The sequence below is a fragment of the Burkholderia sp. AU45274 genome, from assembly GCF_030482505.1.
In the GTDB taxonomy this organism is placed as follows: domain Bacteria; phylum Pseudomonadota; class Gammaproteobacteria; order Burkholderiales; family Burkholderiaceae; genus Burkholderia.
The window spans coordinates 25,642-43,786 of sequence record NZ_JAUJQE010000002.1 but is presented as its reverse complement, the minus strand read 5'-3'; the positions used below and the strand labels follow the sequence as shown (position 1 = coordinate 43,786).

The 18,145-nt window shown below is 65.5% G+C and carries 11 protein-coding genes; 6 read left to right on the top strand and 5 right to left on the bottom strand.

The window, feature by feature from the left end:
- The first annotated feature begins 25 nt into the window (after window positions 1-25).
- Window positions 26-835 (top strand): IclR family transcriptional regulator, encoded by an 810-nt coding sequence (locus tag QZM35_RS08965; RefSeq protein ID WP_034183553.1) that lies wholly within the window; start codon window positions 26-28, stop codon window positions 833-835.
- A 90-nt stretch (window positions 836-925) separates the two neighbouring features.
- Here QZM35_RS08965 and pbpG read toward each other — a convergent pair whose 3' ends face one another.
- Window positions 926-2,092: a D-alanyl-D-alanine endopeptidase gene (gene pbpG / locus QZM35_RS08960; RefSeq protein ID WP_301775832.1), complete on the bottom strand. Its 1,167-nt coding sequence runs from the start codon at window positions 2,090-2,092 to the stop codon at window positions 926-928.
- 654 nt (window positions 2,093-2,746) lie between these two features.
- On the opposite strand from pbpG, the gene QZM35_RS08955 reads away from it, so the two are divergent.
- Complete coding sequence (locus QZM35_RS08955) at window positions 2,747-3,313, top strand: phasin family protein (RefSeq protein WP_039364780.1); 567 nt, start codon at window positions 2,747-2,749, stop codon at window positions 3,311-3,313.
- A 202-nt stretch (window positions 3,314-3,515) separates the two neighbouring features.
- Here the strand turns inward: QZM35_RS08955 and lpdA are convergent, their stop codons facing one another.
- From lpdA to aceE, 3 genes are all read right to left on the bottom strand, one after another.
- Window positions 3,516-5,282 (bottom strand): dihydrolipoyl dehydrogenase, encoded by a 1,767-nt coding sequence (lpdA, locus tag QZM35_RS08950; protein ID WP_301775831.1) that lies wholly within the window; start codon window positions 5,280-5,282, stop codon window positions 3,516-3,518.
- A gap of 277 nt (window positions 5,283-5,559) precedes the next feature.
- A complete protein-coding gene (aceF, locus tag QZM35_RS08945) occupies window positions 5,560-7,200 on the bottom strand; it encodes a dihydrolipoyllysine-residue acetyltransferase (protein WP_089425764.1) in 1,641 nt (546 codons plus the stop codon).
- A 68-nt stretch (window positions 7,201-7,268) separates the two neighbouring features.
- A complete protein-coding gene (aceE, locus tag QZM35_RS08940; RefSeq protein WP_089425765.1) occupies window positions 7,269-9,965 on the bottom strand; it encodes a pyruvate dehydrogenase (acetyl-transferring), homodimeric type in 2,697 nt (898 codons plus the stop codon).
- Between the two features lie 273 nt (window positions 9,966-10,238).
- On the opposite strand from aceE, the gene fixL reads away from it, so the two are divergent.
- From fixL to QZM35_RS08920, 4 genes are all read left to right on the top strand, one after another.
- On the top strand, window positions 10,239-12,755 hold the full coding sequence (gene fixL, locus QZM35_RS08935; RefSeq protein ID WP_011352574.1) for an oxygen sensor histidine kinase FixL: 2,517 nt from the start codon (window positions 10,239-10,241) through the stop codon (window positions 12,753-12,755).
- Window positions 12,752-13,390 carry an oxygen response regulator transcription factor FixJ gene (gene fixJ / locus QZM35_RS08930; protein ID WP_006493245.1) on the top strand — a complete coding sequence of 213 codons (639 nt, stop codon included), beginning with the start codon at window positions 12,752-12,754 and terminating at the stop codon, window positions 13,388-13,390. Before fixL ends, fixJ begins: the two co-directional genes overlap by 4 nt.
- A 238-nt stretch (window positions 13,391-13,628) precedes the next feature.
- Entirely contained in the window at window positions 13,629-14,489 is an 861-nt protein-coding gene (gene folD / locus QZM35_RS08925) for a bifunctional methylenetetrahydrofolate dehydrogenase/methenyltetrahydrofolate cyclohydrolase FolD (protein WP_089425766.1), read from the top strand.
- 243 nt (window positions 14,490-14,732) lie between these two features.
- Entirely contained in the window at window positions 14,733-16,820 is a 2,088-nt protein-coding gene (locus QZM35_RS08920; RefSeq protein ID WP_301775830.1) for a M3 family metallopeptidase, read from the top strand.
- A 61-nt stretch (window positions 16,821-16,881) separates the two neighbouring features.
- Here QZM35_RS08920 and dinB read toward each other — a convergent pair whose 3' ends face one another.
- A complete protein-coding gene (dinB, locus tag QZM35_RS08915; protein ID WP_089425768.1) occupies window positions 16,882-18,045 on the bottom strand; it encodes a DNA polymerase IV in 1,164 nt (387 codons plus the stop codon).
- Window positions 18,046-18,145 lie beyond the last annotated feature (100 nt).

Genomic DNA, 18,145 nt, shown 5'->3' with positions numbered 1-18,145 from the left:
CGCGTCAACCGATTTCTCCCCCGACATGAGCCAACCCACCCCGGATTCAAAAACGTCGATCCAGGTGATCGAACGCATGATGCGGCTGCTGGACGCGCTCGCCGCGCACAGCGACCCCGTCAGCCTGAAGGAGCTTGCGCAGCGGACGGAGCTGCACCCGTCGACTGCGCACCGTATCCTCAACGACATGGTGACCTGCCGTCTCGTCGACCGCTCCGATCCCGGCACGTACCGCCTCGGCATGCGGCTGCTGGAGCTCGGCAACCTCGTGAAGGCGCGCCTGTCGGTACGCGACGCGGCGCTGATGCCGATGCGCGAACTGCACCGCCTCACCGGGCAGACCGTGAACCTGTCGGTGCGCCAGGGCGACGAGATCGTCTACATCGAGCGTGCGTATTCGGAGCGCTCAGGGATGCAGGTCGTCCGCGCAATCGGTGGCCGCGCGCCGCTGCACCTCACGTCGGTCGGCAAGCTGTTCCTCGCGGCCGACGAAACGTCACGCGTGCGCGCGTATGCGACGCGCACGGGGCTGTCCGGCCATACGCAGAACAGCATCACCGACATCGCGAAGCTCGAGCGCGAGCTGACGATCGTGCGCCAGCAATCGTGCGCGCGCGACAACGAGGAGCTGGAGCTCGGCGTGCGCTGCATCGCGGCCGGCATCTACGACGATTCGGGCAAGCTCGTCGCGGGCCTGTCGCTGTCGGCGCCGGCCGATCGCCTCCAGGATGCGTGGCTCGGCCAGTTGAGCCGCACGGCCCTCACCATTTCGGAATCGCTCGGCTACCGGCCGGCGCCCGCGAAGGATGCGGACGGGCTGCAGCGGCAGGCGTAAACCGCTCCCGCGCCCAATGAAAAAGCCCCGCGATTGCGGGGCTTTTTTTCAGCCATCGGCGCGGCGGCGAACCGCCACGCCATCGTGCGATCAGGTCCCGCCGTTCGGCGTGTTGGCCGCCGTCAGGCGCTCGCCGCCGCCGGCATCGAGCCAGTTGCGCAGGCGCGCCGCATCGGCGAAGCGCGAATACTTGCCGAACGAATCGAGCAGCACCATCACCATCGGCTTGCCGTGGATCGTCGCCTGCATCACGAGGCACTCGCCCGCTTCGTTGATGAAACCCGTCTTCTGCAGACCGATGTCCCACGAGCCATTGCCGCGAATCAGCGCGTTCGTGCTGTTGTAGACCAGGTTGCGCTTGCCCGTGTACACCTCGTAGGTGCGATCGGTCGAGAACTGACGAATCATCGGGTACTGGTACGCCGCGTTGACCATCTTCACGAGATCGCGCGCGCTCGACACGTTCGAGCTAGACAGACCCGTCGAATTCTCGAAGTGCGTGTCGGTCATGCCGAGCGACTTCGCCTTCGCGTTCATCGCGGCGATGAACGCCGGACGGCCGCCCGGGTAGTAACGCGACAGCGCGGCGGCCGCGCGGTTTTCCGACGCCATCAGCGCGATGTGCAGCATGTCTTCACGCGACAGCACCGAGCCGACCGACAGGCGCGAGCCCGTGCCCTTCTCGTAGTCGCGGTCTTCGTCCGTGACTTCGAGCTGGTCGGTCATCGACGTCTTCGAGTCGAGCACGACCATCGCCGTCATCAGCTTCGAGATCGACGCGATCGGCACGACGGCGTGCGAATTCTTGTCGAACAACGGCTCGCCCGAGTTCTGGTCGACGACGTACGCGACGCTCGAACGCAGCGCGAGCGCGTCCGGCGTGTCGTGCAGGCCGAACGCCTGGCCGACGGTCGGCCGGCGCGGCTGGAACGCGACCTTGCGGACCGCGCCGTGATGGCCGCCATGCACGTTCGACGCGAGCGTCACGCGCTTGCGCGACGCCTTCGCGCGCGGCGCGTCGGCGGCCGCGACCTTCGCGGATTTGTCGGAGCTGGCCTTGGCCGACTTCTTCTTCGCGGACGAAGCAGGAGCGACAGCCTTTTTCTTGGCGGCTTGTTGGGTCTTCGCAGTGGCGGCAAAGGCGTCAGCAGGCGCGACGGACGCAGTGGTCGCCAGCAAGGCGACTGCGACCGACACAGCCGTGCCGAGCGTCATGCTCTGCAACAATCTGCGCGGTGAAAACGATTCGGCTTTCATTGGGGTCTGGACAAAGCGGGCGGGAGGTTTCCGCAAGTGTAGTTAAAGCTGAAAAAAAGAGCAATATTAGGCACTTACCGATCGTCGTTAAACCGGAATGTAAGGGTCGGCCAACCTCTGACCAATGAACCCTCCCGCTCCCATCGAAAAAATCCATGGGACGCGCTGCCCGACAGTACCCGTCTCCCGATTGCACACGGTTAATTGAGATAACGTCACTTCGGAGGCGATTTAAAGCGGGGAAACTACGTATCCGGCGCTCGGGGTGCCAGGGGCGCCGGTCTCGGCCGTGGCGGCGGCACGTCGCCACGGGACGCGCATCGAAACGGCGCGTTTTTCGACAGGAACAGAAGGATAACGTTCCACGGGCCTGTCAGGTTTACCTGTGCATGATCATGGTGCGCCGCGCCTGCCCCTCAGCCGTGCGCACCATCTGGGATCGCGGCATGAAACCGATTCCGAACAGGCACGATAACTCGTTGTTTTATCGATAATTTGTCACGATTGTGCAACGCACAAAAAATACTTGACATTGGTTTTCTCTGCCCTAAAATAAGCCTCATTGCTGCGTTGCACAAAGCACGCGCATCCGAGGTTCCCCAGCGTAGTGCCCTTTACCCTGCGATCGACGCGATCGCTTTTCAGGAGCTTGACATGTCCTTGCTGACCCCCGAGCAAATCGCCGCCGCCCAGAAAGCCAACCTCGAAAGCCTGTTCGGTCTGACGACCAAGGCGTTCGAAGGCGTCGAAAAGCTGATCGAACTCAACCTGCAGGTCGTGAAGTCGACGCTGGCCGAAGGCCAGGAAAACGCACAGCGCCTGCTGTCGGTGAAGGACGCACAGGAACTGATCGCGCTGCAAGCCAGCCTGTCGCAGCCGGTCGCGGAAAAGGTGCTGTCGTACGGCCGTCACCTGTATGAAATCGCATCGTCGACGCAAGCCGAGTTCGCGAAGGTTGCTGAAGCGCAATTCGAAGAGCAGAACAAGAAGGTCCAGGCACTCGTCGACAACGTCGCGAAGAACGCCCCGGCTGGTTCGGAAACGGCTGTCGCTGCACTGAAGTCGGCACTGAACGCTGCGAACACCACGTACGAAACGGTTCAGAAGGCCACGAAGCAAGCCGTCGAAATCGCTGAAACGAACTTCAACGCTGCTGCTGCCGTCGCAACGAAGGCTGCTACCGCCGCTGCTGCACGTCGTACGAGCAAGCCGGCCGCGTAAGCGTCCCCTGCTCCTGAAAGAGCCGCGCCCAGCGCGGCTTTTTCGTTTCTGGCGCCGGAACATGCTGGAACCGGCACGTTGCCGACCATTCTCGAACGTTCGTTTGAGCATCGGCCGCGCATAAAAGAAAACGCCGCCGCCCGGATCACCCGGGAGGCGGCGTTTTTTCACGGCCGGCACACTGCCGGCCGTGCCGGCCGCGTTACTTCTTGCGTTGCGGCGGCAGGTCGGTACAAACGCCTTCGTACAGCTCGGCGGCCATGCCGACCGATTCGCCGAGCGTCGGGTGCGGATGGATCGTCTTGCCGATGTCTTCCGCGTCCGCGCCCATCTCGACGGCGAGGCACACTTCGCTGATCAGGTCGCCCGCGTTCAGGCCGACGATGGCACCACCGATCACGCGATGGGTTTCCTCGTCGAAGATCAGCTTCGTGAAGCCTTCGTCGCGGCCGTTCGCGATCGCGCGGCCCGATGCGGCCCACGGGAACACGGCCTTGCCGTACTTGATGCCTTCGGCCTTGCACTGGTCTTCCGTCTTGCCGGCCCACGCCACTTCCGGATCGGTGTACGCCACCGACGGGATCTGCAGTGCGTCGAAGTACGCCTTCTCGCCGTGTGCGGCTTCCGCTGCGACGTGGCCTTCATGCACGGCCTTGTGCGCGAGCATCGGCTGGCCGACGATATCGCCGATCGCGAAGATGTGCGGGACGTTCGTGCGCATCTGCTTGTCGACGTCGATGAAGCCGCGATCCGTGACCGCGACACCTGCCTTGTCGGCGCCGATCTTCTTGCCGTTCGGGCTGCGGCCCACCGCGACGAGCACGAGGTCGTAGCGCTGCGCTTCCGCCGGGGCCTTCTCGCCCTCGAACTTCACGTAGATGCCGTCTTCCTTCGCTTCCGCGCCGACCGTCTTGGTCTTCAGCATCACGTTGCCGAAGCGCTTCGCGTTGTACTTTTCCCAGACCTTCACCAGATCGCGGTCCGCGCCCATCATCAGGCCGTCCATCATTTCGACGACGTCGATCTCGGCGCCGAGCGTCGAGTAGACCGTGGCCATTTCGAGGCCGATGATGCCGCCGCCGATCACGAGCATGCGCTTCGGCAGCTGGCGCAGTTCGAGTGCGCCGGTCGAATCGACGACGCGCGGGTCTTCCGGCATGAACGGCAGCTTCACGGCCTGCGAGCCCGCGGCGATGATGGCCTGCTTGAACTTGACGACCTTCTTGCCGTTTTCGCCCTGCACTTCCATGTGGAACGGATCGACGAATGCGCCGACGCCCGTGACCACTTCGACCTTGCGTGCCTTTGCCATGCCGGCGAGGCCCGTCGTCAGCTTCTTGACGACGCCGCCCTTGAAGTCGCGCAGCTTGTCGAGATCGACTTCCGGCTTGCCGAACGTGATGCCGTGCGACGCGAGCGCCGCGGCTTCCTCGACGACGAGCGACGTATGCAGCAGCGCCTTCGACGGGATGCAGCCCACGTTCAGGCACACGCCGCCGAGCGTCGAGTAGCGTTCGACGAGCACCGTCTTCATGCCGAGGTCGGCGGCGCGGAACGCGGCCGAGTAGCCGCCGGGGCCGGCGCCGAGCACGAGCATGTCGCATTCGATGTCGGCTGCACCGGCGTAGCTGCCGGCTTGCGGCGCGGGTGCCGGAGCGGCGGCGGCCGGTGCCGGCGCAGCAGCTGCGGGCTTGGCCGCTTCGGGTGCTTTTGCGGGTGCGGCGGCGCCTGCTGCTGCTTCGACGATGGCGATGACGGTGCCTTGCGAGACTTTCTCGCCGGCCTTGACCTTGATTTCCTTGACGGTGCCGGCGACGTCGCTGGGCACCTCCATGGAGGCTTTATCGGATTCGAGCGTGATGAGCGTCTGCTCTTTTTCGATCACGTCGCCGGGTTTGACATTGACTTCGATGACATCGACGCCGCTGAAATCGCCGATATCCGGAACCTTGACTTCGATGAGACTCATTACTGTCCCCTTCTTGATTAGCTGCAGACAGAGGGGGAGAAACCCGCAAAAGAACCCAAGACTACGGCCTGACAAGAGAACGCGAACCTGGGCAGGACCACCTTTGCCGTCCGCCCAAGGACGCGCCTTTCTTTTGGTTACTTTTCTTTGGAAGACAAAGAAAAGTGACCGCCGCCCCGCGCAGGGGCGACGCTAATAGACCGTTAGCAAAACAGGTTCAACGACAGGGCGTGGATAACCAACAAGAACCCCACGCCCCCGCGAGCCCCCCCGCTCATCAAAGAATGATGCGACGGAAATCGGCGAGCAACGCACCGAGATACGCATTGAACCGCGCGGCTTCGGCGCCATCGATCACACGATGGTCATACGACAGCGACAGCGGCAGCGTAAGCCGCGGCACGAACTGCTTGCCGTCCCACACCGGCTTCATCTGGCCGCGCGACAACCCGAGGATCGCCACTTCCGGCGCGTTGATGATCGGCGTGAAGTTGGTGCCGCCGATCCCGCCGAGCGACGAGATCGAGAAGCAACCGCCTTGCATCTGGTCCGGCTTCAGCTTGCCGTCGCGAGCGGCCTTCGACAGCTCGGCCATTTCCTTCGCGATGTCGACGAGCCCCTTCTTGTCCGCATCGCGGATCACCGGCACGACGAGACCGTTCGGCGTATCGGCGGCGAAACCGATGTGGTAGTACTGCTTGAACACCAGGTTGTCGCCGTCGAGGCTCGCGTTGAACGTCGGGAATTTCTTCAGCGCGGCGACGACCGCCTTGATCACGAACGCGAGCATCGTGAACTTCACGCCCGCCTTCTCGTGCTCCTTGTTCAGCTGCACGCGCAGTGCTTCGAGCTCGGTGATGTCCGCTTCGTCGTTGTTCGTGACGTGCGGGATCATCACCCAGTTGCGATGCAGGTTCGCGCCCGAGATCTTCTTGATGCGCGACAGCGGCTTCGCTTCGAACGGGCCGAACTTCGAGAAGTCGACCTTCGGCCACGGCAGCAGGTTCAGCTCGCCGCCGCCTGCCGGCGCGGCTGCCGCGGCCGGTGCTGCGCGCTGGCCGGTCATCACGCCCTTCACGAAGCCCGTGACGTCTTCCTTCGTAATGCGGCCCTTCGGACCCGAGCCCTGCACGCGTGCAACTTCGACGCCGAGCTCACGTGCGAACTTGCGCACCGACGGCGACGCGTGGCTCGCGCGGTATTCGCCCGACGCGGCGGCCGGCGCCGGCGCAGCAGCAGCCGGTGCCGGGGCGGCCTTCGCCGGTGCGGCGGCAGGTGCCGGCGCCGGAGCGGCAGCGGCCGGAGCCGGTGCGCTCGCCTGCGGTGCGGCAGCCGCTGCGCCTGCGGCTTCGAGCAGCACGATCAGCGTGCCTTCCGACACCGAATCGCCCACCTTCACCTTGATCTCTTTCACGACGCCTGCGGCCGGGCTCGGCACGTCCATCGTCGCCTTGTCCGACTCGAGCGTGACGAGCGACTGCTCCTTCTCGACCGTGTCGCCGACCTTCACGCCGATCTCGATCACCGGCACGTCCTTGTAGTCGCCGATGTCGGGGACCTTCACTTCGAGCGTGCCGCCGGCAGCTGCCGGTGCGGCCGCCGGTGCTGCAGCAGCCGGCGCTGCCGCCGGAGCCGGAGCAGCAGCGGGCGCTGCCGCGCCGTTCGCCTGCGCCGCGGCGCCGCCTTCGAGCAGGATGATCAGCGAGCCTTCCGACACGGAATCGCCCACCTTGACCTTGATTTCCTTCACGACGCCGCCGACCGGGCTCGGCACGTCCATCGTCGCCTTGTCCGACTCGAGCGTGACGAGCGACTGCTCCGGTTCGACGGTATCGCCGACCTTCACGCCGATCTCGATCACCGGCACGTCCTTGTAATCGCCGATATCCGGCACCTTCACTTCGATCGCTTGACTCATCTGTTTCTGTCTCCATGGCCGCGCGCGCCCCTCGAGGAAGCGGCGCGCGGCATCACACGGCGTGTGCGTTAAACGGTCATCGGGTTGGGCTTCGACGGATCGAGGTTGTACTTGGCGATCGCGTCCGCGACCACCTTGCGCTCGATCGTGCCCTCGTCGGCCAGCGCGTTGAGCGCGGCGACGGTGACCCAGTGACGGTCGACTTCGAAGAAGTGACGCAGCTTCTCGCGGGTATCCGAGCGGCCGAAGCCGTCCGTGCCCAGCACGACGAAGCGGCGATCGATCTGGCCGCGGATCTGGTCGACCAGCGCACGGACGTAGTCGGTCGATGCGATGACCGGGCCCTGCGTGTCCTTCAGGCACTTCTGCACGTGCGACAGACGACGCTCTTCGGTCGGATGGAGCAGGTTCCAGCGTTCGACCTGGTGGCCTTCACGCGCGAGCTCCGTGAAGCTCGGCACGCTCCACAGGTCGGCGGCGACGCCCCAGTCGTTCTTCAGCAGGTCGGCGGCAGCGATCACTTCGTTGAAGATCGTGCCCGCGCCGAGCAGCTGGACGCGCGGCGCCTTCTTGTCGGCGTCGGCCTTCTTGAACGCGTACATGCCCTTGATGATGTCGGCCGCCACGTGCTCGCCCTGCGGAATCGCCGGGTGCTCGTAGTTCTCGTTCATCACCGTGATGTAGTAGTACACGTCTTCCTGGTCCGCCACCATGCGGCGCAGGCCGTCCTGGACGATCACGGCAAGTTCATAGCCGAAGGTCGGGTCGTAGCTCACGCAGTTCGGCACCGATGCCGCCCACAGGAGCGAGTGGCCGTCTTCGTGCTGCAGGCCTTCGCCGTTCAGCGTCGTGCGGCCCGCGGTACCGCCGAGCAGGAAGCCGCGCGAACGCATGTCGCCCGCGGCCCATGCCAGGTCGCCGATCCGCTGGAAGCCGAACATCGAGTAGAAGATGTAGAACGGCACCATGATCTCGCCGTGCGTCGAGTACGACGTCGCCGCCGCGATCCAGTCGCACATGCCGCCCGCTTCGTTGATGCCTTCCTGCAGGATCTGGCCGGTTTCCGATTCCTTGTAGAACATCAGCTGGTCGGAATCTTCCGGCACGTACTTCTGGCCCTGCTGGTTCCAGATGCCGATCTGGCGGAACAGGCCTTCCATGCCGAACGTACGCGATTCGTCCGGGACGATCGGCACGACGCGCTTGCCGAGCGCCTTGTCCTTCAGCAGGATGTTCAGGATCCGCACGAACGCCATCGTCGTCGAGATCTCGCGGCCTTCGCCCGTGCCCTTCAGCAGCGGCTCGAACGCGTCGAGCGCCGGCACCGGCAGCGACGTCGCCTTCTCGCGGCGGTGCGGCAGGTAGCCGCCGAGGTCCATGCGCTGCTTGCGCATGTATTCGAGTTCCTTCGAGCCTTCCTCGAACTTCAGGTACGGCACGTCGGCGATCTGCTCGTCGGTGATCGGCAGGCGGAACTGGTCACGGAACTTCTTCAGTTGCTCGACCGGCAGCTTCTTCTGCTGGTGCGTGATGTTCATCGCCTGGCCCGACTCGCCCATCCCGTAGCCCTTGATGGTCTTCGCGAGGATGACGGTCGGCGCGCCCTTCGTGTTCGTGGCTTCGTGGAAAGCCGCGTAGATCTTGTGCGGATCGTGGCCACCGCGGTTCAGCGCCCAGATGTCGTCGTCCGACCAGTCGGCGACGAGCGCCTTCAGCTCAGGCGTGTTGAAGAAGTGCTCGCGCACGAACGCGCCGGATTCCGACTTGTACGTCTGGTACTCGCCGTCGACGACTTCCATCATGCGGCGCATCAGCGCGCCCGACTTGTCGCGTGCGAACAGCGCATCCCAGCGGCTGCCCCAGATGACCTTGATCACGTTCCAGCCGGCACCACGGAATTCCGATTCGAGCTCCTGGATGATCTTGCCGTTGCCGCGCACCGGGCCGTCGAGACGCTGCAGGTTGCAGTTGATCACGAACACGAGGTTGTCGAGCTTCTCGCGGCTCGCCATCCCGATCGCGCCGAGCGATTCCGGTTCGTCCGTCTCGCCGTCGCCGAGGAATGCCCACACCTTGCGGCCTTCCGTCTTCGTGATGCCGCGCGCTTCCAGGTACTTCATGAAGCGGGCCTGGTAGATCGCCATGATCGGGCCGAGGCCCATCGACACGGTCGGGAACTGCCAGAAGTCCGGCATCAGCCACGGGTGCGGGTACGACGAAATGCCGTTGCCGTCGACTTCCTGGCGGAAGTTGTCGAGCTGCTCTTCCTTCAGGCGGCCGAGCAGGAACGCGCGCGAGTAGACGCCCGGCGACGAGTGGCCCTGCACGAACACGAGATCGCCGCCATGCTGCTCGGACGCTGCGTGCCAGAAGTGGTTGTAGCCGACGTCATAGAGCGTCGCGGCCGATGCGAACGATGCGATGTGGCCGCCGACGTTCGTGTCCTTGCCTGCGCGCAGCACCATCGCCAGCGCGTTCCAGCGCGTGTACGAACGGATGCGGTGCTCGATGTCCTGGTCACCCGGGATCTTCGCCTGTGCGGCAACCGGGATCGTGTTGATGTACGGGGTATTCGCGGAAAACGGCAGGTGTTCGCCATGCATGCGGGCGAATTCGATCTGCTTTTCGATCAGGTAGTGCGCGCGGCCAGTGCCCACGGAGGAGATTACGCCGTCGAGCGACTCGAGCCATTCGACGGTTTCCTGCGGGTCGTCGTCATGTTCGGCGGCGACATATTTCATCACTTCGTTCGGTACAGCGGACATTCTCGTCTCCTGGGTCCTGGAATGTGAGGATCGCTTTCGTGCAGACGACGCGACGCGACCGGCTGCGGGCAAGCTCCGACGGATTGTAATGAGCGTGCGCGGGCATGCGCAACAAAATTTTCGAATTGTGAGATCTTTTCTCGCAATGCGGAATATTGCTGCGCTGCACCCATATTCCGGGGCTCTCCGGCGCATCGCGGCTGAACAAATCCGTTTCCGTTCAACATATCCGGTATAGGTTTTCCATGTATTGCGCTGCGCTACAATCCTGCCATGTTGACCGATCGGCTTTTCGCACGCTCGGCGCGACCGTCGGGCCCGCCGGCGGAGTCGCAGCCGTCCCGTTGGCACCACGGACCGTGGTGGTCCAATTCCTATTTGCTGACGCCCCTGCTGTCGATCCTGGTGTTCCTGGTGGTGATGAGCCTCATCCTGTGGAGCCTCAATCGCCGCGAACAGCAGCAGCAGGAAGACACCCTCTTCCGTAACGTCGCATGGGCGCAGCAGCAGATCCGCCTGTCGATGACGGGCGCGCAGGAACAGCTCCAGGCGCTGTCGCGCGATCTCGCTTCCGGCCGCCTCGACCAGAACGCGTTCCAGATGGCGGTCGCGGACGTGATGCAAACGCATCCGGAAATCCTCTATCTGAACTGGTACACGTCGCCCGGCGTGCAGCGCTGGCCGACCGTGCATCCGCCGCTGCTCGGCCAGCGGCTCGCGAAGCCCGGCGAAGCGCAGATGCAGGACGCCGTGCGCGGCGCGTACGACGAGGCGCGCAGCACGCGCCGCCAGGCGTATTCGCCGCTGATCTACGACGACTTCGGCAACGGCTTCATCACGCTGCAGACACCGGTGATGCGCGGCGACCGCGAGTACCTCGGCTCGATCGCCGCTGTGTTCTCGGTCGAAGGCATCCTGAAGCACGACATCCCGCAGGAGTTGTCGTCGAAGTACAAGATCTCGATCACCGACGCGAACAACCGCGAGCTGTCGTCCACGTCGACGCGCCCGCGCCTGCCGCGCGACTCGCACTACGACCTGCCGCTCGATCCGCCCGGCCAGGGGCTGACCGTGCGCGTGTACGCATTCCCGCAGCTCACGAACCTGACCAACAACACGCTCGTATGGCTCGTCGCAGGCCTGTCGTGCTTCGTGCTGTGGAGCCTCTGGAGCCTGTGGAAGCACACGCGCCAGCGCTTCGAGGCGCAGCAGGCGCTGTACGCGGAAGCGTTCTTCCGCCGCGCGATGGAGAACTCGGTGCTGATCGGCATGCGCGTGCTCGACATGCACGGCCGCATCACGCACGTGAACCCCGCGTTCTGCCGGATGACGGGCTGGGACGAAACCGACCTCGTCGGCAAGGTCGCGCCGTTCCCGTACTGGCCGCGCGACGCGTACCCGGAAATGCAGCGCCAGCTCGACATGACGCTGCGCGGCAAGGCGCCGAGCTCGGGCTTCGAGCTGCGCGTGCGGCGCAAGAACGGCACGCTGTTCCATGCGCGCCTGTACGTGTCGCCGCTGATCGACAGCTCGGGCCGCCAGACCGGCTGGATGTCGTCGATGACCGACATCACCGAGCCGAAGCGCGCGCGCGAGGAACTCGCGGCCGCGCACGAGCGCTTCACGACGGTGCTCGAAAGCCTCGACGCCGCGGTGTCGGTGCTGGCCGCCGACGAAGCCGAGCTGCTGTTCGCGAACCGCTACTACCGCCACCTGTTCGGCATTCGCCCGGACGGCCATCTCGAGCTGTCGGGCGGCGGCTTCGACCGCGCGCAGGCCTCGTCCGACTCGATCGACATGGTCGACGCGTTCGCGGGCCTGCCGGCCGCCGCGCTGACGAGCAGCACGGCGGACGCGCAGGAGGTGTACGTCGAGAGCATCCAGAAGTGGTTCGAGGTGCGCCGCCAGTACATCCAGTGGGTGGACGGCCACCTCGCGCAGATGCAGATCGCGACCGACATCACGACCCGCAAGAAGGCACAGGAACTCGCGCACCAGCAGGAAGAGAAGCTGCAGTTCACGAGCCGATTGATGACGATGGGTGAAATGGCGTCGTCGATTGCTCACGAATTGAACCAGCCGCTCGCCGCGATCAACAACTACTGCTCGGGCACGCTCGCGCTCGTGAAGAGCGGCCGCGGCACGCCGGAAACGCTGCAGCCCGCGCTGGAAAAGACCGCGCAGCAGGCGCTGCGCGCGGGGATGATCGTCAAGCGGATCCGCGAATTCGTGAAGCGCAGCGAGCCGAAGCGCCAGCCGGCGCGGGTCGCGGACATCGTCGCCGACGCGGTCGGGCTCGCCGAAATCGAGGCCAGGAAGCGCAGGATCCGGATCGTCACGGAAATCCTCGCAAGAATGCCTATTATTTATGTCGACCCCGTGCTGATCGAGCAGGTGCTCGTGAACCTGATGAAGAACGCGGCCGAAGCGATGGCCGACGTGAAGCCGGCGTCGGTGGACGGCGTGATCCGCGTCGTCGCCGACATCGAGGCGGGCTTCGTCGACATCCGCGTGATCGACCAGGGCCCGGGCGTCGACGAAGCGACCGCCGAGCGCCTGTTTGAACCGTTTTACAGCACCAAGTCCGATGGCATGGGCATGGGGCTGAACATCTGCCGTTCGATCATCGAATCGCATCGGGGGCGTCTGTGGGTGGTCAACAACGTCGAGCCGGATGGCCGCATATCCGGCGCAACGTTCCACTGCAGCCTGCCCATTGGGGAACCCGCTGATCTCGGCCAAGGGGGGCGCGAGGCATCGGCATCACATACCGTTACGGGAGAACTATGAATAGCCCTGTCACCACCACTCAGGAAACCGTCTTTGTCGTTGACGACGACGAGGCCGTACGGGACTCGCTGCGCTGGCTGCTGGAGGCGAACGGCTATCGCGTGCAATGCTTCTCGAGCGCCGAGCAGTTCCTCGATGCCTACCAGCCTGCCCAGCAGGCCGGCCAGATCGCGTGCCTGATCCTCGACGTCCGGATGTCGGGCATGAGCGGCCTCGAACTGCAGGAGCGCCTGATTGCCGACAATGCCGCGCTGCCGATCATCTTCGTCACGGGTCACGGCGACGTGCCGATGGCCGTCTCGACGATGAAAAAGGGTGCGATGGACTTTATCGAGAAACCGTTCGACGAAGCCGAGCTGCGCAAGCTCGTCGAGCGGATGCTCGACAAGGCCCGAAGCGAAAGCAAGAGCGTCCAGGAACAGCGTGCCGCGAGCGAACGCCTGTCGAAGCTGACCGCGCGCGAGCAGCAGGTGCTCGAACGGATCATCGCGGGCCGCCTGAACAAGCAGATCGCCGACGATCTCGGCATCAGCATCAAGACGGTCGAAGCGCACCGCGCGAACATCATGGAAAAGCTCAACGTCAACACGGTGGCTGACCTGCTGCGCCTCGCGCTGTCGAAGAAGCAGGCCTGAGCGAGCGCCGGCCGCGGCGGCGCTGCCCGCCCGGCCCGCAGCCAGCCCTGGCCGCCCCGCGCGATGCGGCCCACTCGCGCGGCGGCGGCCTTTCTCCCGGCGCGCGAGCGCCGCGGCCATGACGCTTCCTGCTTATTCGCTGTCGGACGGCGGCAGGCGAACGGTATAATCGCGTGCTTTGCTGCGACGCTTCGGGCGCCGCACGACCGCATTCCAACTTCCCGGCAGGACCACCACCATGACAGCCCTCCTCATCGACGGCAACGCCCTTTCGAAGACCCTGCGCGCACAGGCCGCCGAACGCGCCGCCGCCCTGACCGCACGCGGCCACCAGCCCGGTCTCGCGGTGATCCTCGTCGGCGCCAACCCGGCAAGCGAAGTCTACGTGCGCAACAAGATCAAGGCGTGCGAGGACAACGGTTTCTTCTCGCTGAAGGACGCGTACCCGGACACGCTGTCGGAAGCCGACCTGCTCGCGCACATCGACGCGCTGAACCGCGATCCGAAGATCCACGGCATCCTCGTCCAGTTGCCGCTGCCCAAGCACATCGACAGCCACAAGGTGATCGAGGCGATCGCACCGGAAAAGGACGTCGACGGCTTCCACGTCGCGAACGCCGGCGCGCTGATGACCGGCAAGCCGCTGTTCCGCCCGTGCACGCCGTACGGCGTGATGAAGATGTTCGAGGCGCACGACATCCCGCTGCAGGGCGCGAACGCGGTCGTGATCGGCCGCTCGAACATCGTCGGCAAGCCGATGGCGATGATGCTGCTCGACGCCGGCGCGACCGTGACGATCTGCCACAGCAAGACGCGCGACCTCGCCGCGCACACGCGGCAGGCCGACATCGTGGTCGCCGCGGTCGGCAAGCGCAACATCCTGACCGCCGACATGGTGAAGCCCGGCGCGACGGTGATCGACGTCGGCATGAACCGCGACGACGCGGGCAAGCTGTGCGGCGACGTCGACTTCGCGGGCGTGAAGGAAGTGGCCGGCCACATCACGCCGGTGCCGGGCGGTGTCGGCCCGATGACCATCACGATGCTGCTGATCAACACGATCGAAGCCGCCGAGCGCGCCGCCGACGCGGCCGCCTGAGCCCCTGCACCATTCAGCCGGCGTGCGGTTCCGCGCGCCGGCGCCTCGCCGGCCGCACCGCACTGCGTCGGTCGCGCCATCAAACGACTCCACCCCGCATCCGACCCCGCGTCAATCGCATCGTTAGAAACTAACGATTGGAAAGCGCGCGATGCGCCCCAATAATGTCGATATCGGGCGCCGCGTTGCCTTGCGCGCCTACCCTTTTCACTCCGGTTCATCCGGCAACAGACAGGGAGTCTTATGTCCGCCAGCGCCAACCCCAACCCGCTGCTCGATTTCTCGGGCCTGCCCCGCTTCGGCGAGATCCGCCCGGAACACGTGACGCCCGCGCTCGACACGCTGCTCGATGACGCCAACCGTGCGGTCGAGACGGCAAGCGCGGCCGCGACGCCGGCAACCTGGGCAGCCGTCGTCGAGACGGTCGAGCAAGCGACGGAGCCGCTCGGTCGCGCGTGGGGCATCGTCGGCCACCTGAACGCGGTTGCCGATACGCCCGAACTGCGGGCCGCCTATGGCGAGAATCTGCCGCGCGTGACCGAATTCTGGTCGAGCGTCGGCCAGAACCTCGCACTGTACGAGAAGTACAAGGCGATCGCCGCAAGCGCCGAATACGCGACGCTGTCCACCGAACGCAAGAAGATCCTGGACAACGCGCTGCGCGATTTCCGCCTGTCGGGCGCCGAGCTGCCCGAGGACCAGAAGCCGCGCTTCGCCGAACTGCAGGAACAGCAGGCCGCGCTGTCGAAGGCCTTCTCCGATCACGTGCTCGACGCGACCAACGCGTACGCGTATTTCGTGCAGGATGAGGCCGACCTGGCCGGCCTGCCCGGCGACGCGATCGAGGCCGCCCGCGAAGCCGCGCAAAAGGATGCCAAGGAAGGCTGGAAATTCACGCTGCACTTCCCGTCGTACTTCCCGGTGCTGCAATACGCGGACAACCGCGCACTGCGCGAGACGCTCTACCGCGCCTATGCAACGCGCGCGTCGGAACTCGGGCCGCAGTACGGTGACGGCAAGGCCGAATGGGACAACACGGCGATCGTCGCCGATGCGCTGAAGCTGCGCCGCGAAGAGGCGCTGATGCTCGGCTTCCGCAACTTCGCCGAAGTGTCGCTCGCGCCGAAGATGGCCGAATCGCCGCAGCAGGTGATCGCGTTCCTCGAGGATCTCGCCACGCGCGCGCGCCCGCACGCGGACAAGGACTGGGACGAGCTGCGCACGTTCGCCGCGAAGGAACTCGGCCTCGCCGAACTCGCGCCGTGGGACGTCGCGTTCGCCGCCGAAAAGCTGCGCCAGCAGCGCTATGCGTTCTCGGAAAACGAGGTCAAGCAGTACTTCCCGGAACCGGCCGCGCTGAAGGGCCTGTTCACCGTCACCGAGACGCTGTTCGGCGTGCAGATCAAGCCCGACGACGCGCCGGTGTGGCACAAGGACGTGCGTTTCTTCCGCGTCGAGAACCGCGACGGCTCGCTCGTCGCGCAGTTCTATCTCGACCTATACGCGCGCGAAGGCAAGCGCGGCGGCGCATGGATGGACGACGCGCGTTCGCGCGCGAAGCGCGGCAGCAGCGTGCAGACGCCGGTCGCCTATCTCACCTGCAACTTCTCGGCGCCGGTCGGCGGCAAGCCCGCGTGCTTCACGCACGACGAAGTCATCACGCTGTTCCATGAATTCGGCCACGGGCTGCACCACATGCTCACGCGCGTCGACGAACTCGGCGTGTCGGGCATCAACGGCGTCGAATGGGATGCCGTCGAGCTGCCGTCGCAGTTCATGGAAAACTTCTGCTGGGAATGGGACGTGCTGTCGTCGATGTCGTCGCACGTCGACACGGGCGCCGCGCTGCCGCGCGAGCTGTTCGACAAGATGATCGCGGCGAAGAACTTCCAGAGCGGGCTCGGCACGCTGCGTCAGATCGTGTTCTCGATGTTCGACATGCTGCTGCACGTCGACTTCGACCCGGCGGGCGCCACCGGCGTGACCGCGTTTGCGCGCGAGATCAACGAGCGCTATCACGTGATCCCGCAAGCCGCGTTCTCGCGCTGGCCGAACACGTTCAGCCACATCTTCGCGGGCGGCTACGCGGCCGGCTATTACAGCTACAAGTGGGCCGAGGTGCTGTCGGCCGATGCGTACGCGGCGTTCGAGGAAGCGGCGGCCGCAAGCGGCAGCGTGCTCGACGCGGCGACCGGCACGCGCTATCGCCGCGAAATCCTCGAGGTCGGCGGCAGCCGCCCGGCGATGGATTCGTTCAAGGCGTTCCGCGGCCGCGAGCCGCAGATCGATGCGCTGCTGCGCCACAACGGGATGGCTGCGCCCGCGCACTGAGCGGGCCGCCAGCGCGTTCGGCTGCATGTGAGCAAAGGCACCGCTTCGGCGGTGCCTTTTTTCATGGCGCGGGCGACTCGTCGTCGAACAGCGAGAACTGCCCGTGGCGCTCGGCGGTATCTTCGTCGATACGCACGCCGACGCCGAGCAGCCGCACCGCCTGCGCCCGCCGTTGCAGCCCCTTCGCGAGCAGCGTGACGGCCGTGTCCGCATTCGTCGCATCGGCCACGCACTCGACCGTCGTGCGCTGGAAATCGGCGAAGCGGATCTTCACGTACAGCTTGCGGATCGAGCGCGCGGCGCCCGCCCGTTCGATCCGCGCGTCGAGTTGCACGACGAGGCGGCGGATTTCCTCCGCGCACTGCTCGAGCGTCGTCAGGTCGGTCACGTAGGTCGTCTCGACACTGACCGACTTGCGCTCCTGGTCGGCCTGCACGCGCCGCTCGTCGATCCCGCGCGACAGTTCGTACAACCGCCGCCCGAACGCGCCGAATTCGCGGTGCAGGTCGATCAACGGCCAGTCGCGCAACTGCGCGCAAGTCTGGATGCCGAGCCGGTCGAGCCGCGTGGCCGTCACCTTGCCGACGCCGTGCAGCTTGCGCACCGGCAGCGCCGCGACGAACGCGTCGATCTCGTGCGGTCGCACGACGAACAGCCCGTCGGGCTTGTTCCAGTCGGACGCGATCTTCGCGATGAACTTGTTCGGCGCAACGCCGGCCGACACGGTCACGCCGACCGTGTCGAACACGCGCTGGCGGATCTCCCGTGCAATCAGCGTGGCACTCCCCTGGCACCGCTCCGACCCGCTGACGTCGAGGTACGCCTCGTCGAGCGACAGCGGCTCGACGTCGGGCGTGTAGTCGCGATAGATCGCCATGATCTGCCGCGATGCCGCGCGGTACTTGTCCATCGCGGTCGGCAGGATCAGCAGGTCCGGGCACTTGCGCATCGCCAGCGCCGACGACATCGCCGAATGCACGCCGTAGCGCCGCGCCTCGTAGTTGCAGGTCGCGATCACGCCACGCTGGTCGGGCCGGCCGCCGACCGCGAGCGGCCGGTTGCGCAGCGACGGGTCGTCGCGCATCTCGACCGACGCGTAGAAGCAGTCGCAGTCGCAGTGAATGATCTTGCGCATGCGCGGCTGCGCGTCGGCCGGCGGCGGCACGTGCGGATCGGCAGGCGGAATGATGGTCGGGTTCACGGTGCCGATACTGTACAAAAACACAGTGCCGGTTTCAACTGTCGCGTGCGGCCGGGCCCGGCGGCGCCGTACTGGCCCGCCTTGCGCGGATCGTACCGGCCGGGCACGGACAGCCGCGCCTATA

What these genes read in the sequence shown, in the direction of transcription:
- QZM35_RS08965 (WP_034183553.1), top strand. Translation starts at nt 26, where the DNA reads ATGAGCCAACCCACCCCGGATTCAAAAACGTCGATCCAGGTGATCGAA.
- pbpG (WP_301775832.1), bottom strand. Translation starts at nt 2,092, where the DNA reads ATGAAAGCCGAATCGTTTTCACCGCGCAGATTGTTGCAGAGCATGACG.
- QZM35_RS08955 (WP_039364780.1), top strand. Translation starts at nt 2,747, where the DNA reads ATGTCCTTGCTGACCCCCGAGCAAATCGCCGCCGCCCAGAAAGCCAAC.
- lpdA (WP_301775831.1), bottom strand. Translation starts at nt 5,282, where the DNA reads ATGAGTCTCATCGAAGTCAAGGTTCCGGATATCGGCGATTTCAGCGGC.
- aceF (WP_089425764.1), bottom strand. Translation starts at nt 7,200, where the DNA reads ATGAGTCAAGCGATCGAAGTGAAGGTGCCGGATATCGGCGATTACAAG.
- aceE (WP_089425765.1), bottom strand. Translation starts at nt 9,965, where the DNA reads ATGTCCGCTGTACCGAACGAAGTGATGAAATATGTCGCCGCCGAACAT.
- fixL (WP_011352574.1), top strand. Translation starts at nt 10,239, where the DNA reads ATGTTGACCGATCGGCTTTTCGCACGCTCGGCGCGACCGTCGGGCCCG.
- fixJ (WP_006493245.1), top strand. Translation starts at nt 12,752, where the DNA reads ATGAATAGCCCTGTCACCACCACTCAGGAAACCGTCTTTGTCGTTGAC.
- folD (WP_089425766.1), top strand. Translation starts at nt 13,629, where the DNA reads ATGACAGCCCTCCTCATCGACGGCAACGCCCTTTCGAAGACCCTGCGC.
- QZM35_RS08920 (WP_301775830.1), top strand. Translation starts at nt 14,733, where the DNA reads ATGTCCGCCAGCGCCAACCCCAACCCGCTGCTCGATTTCTCGGGCCTG.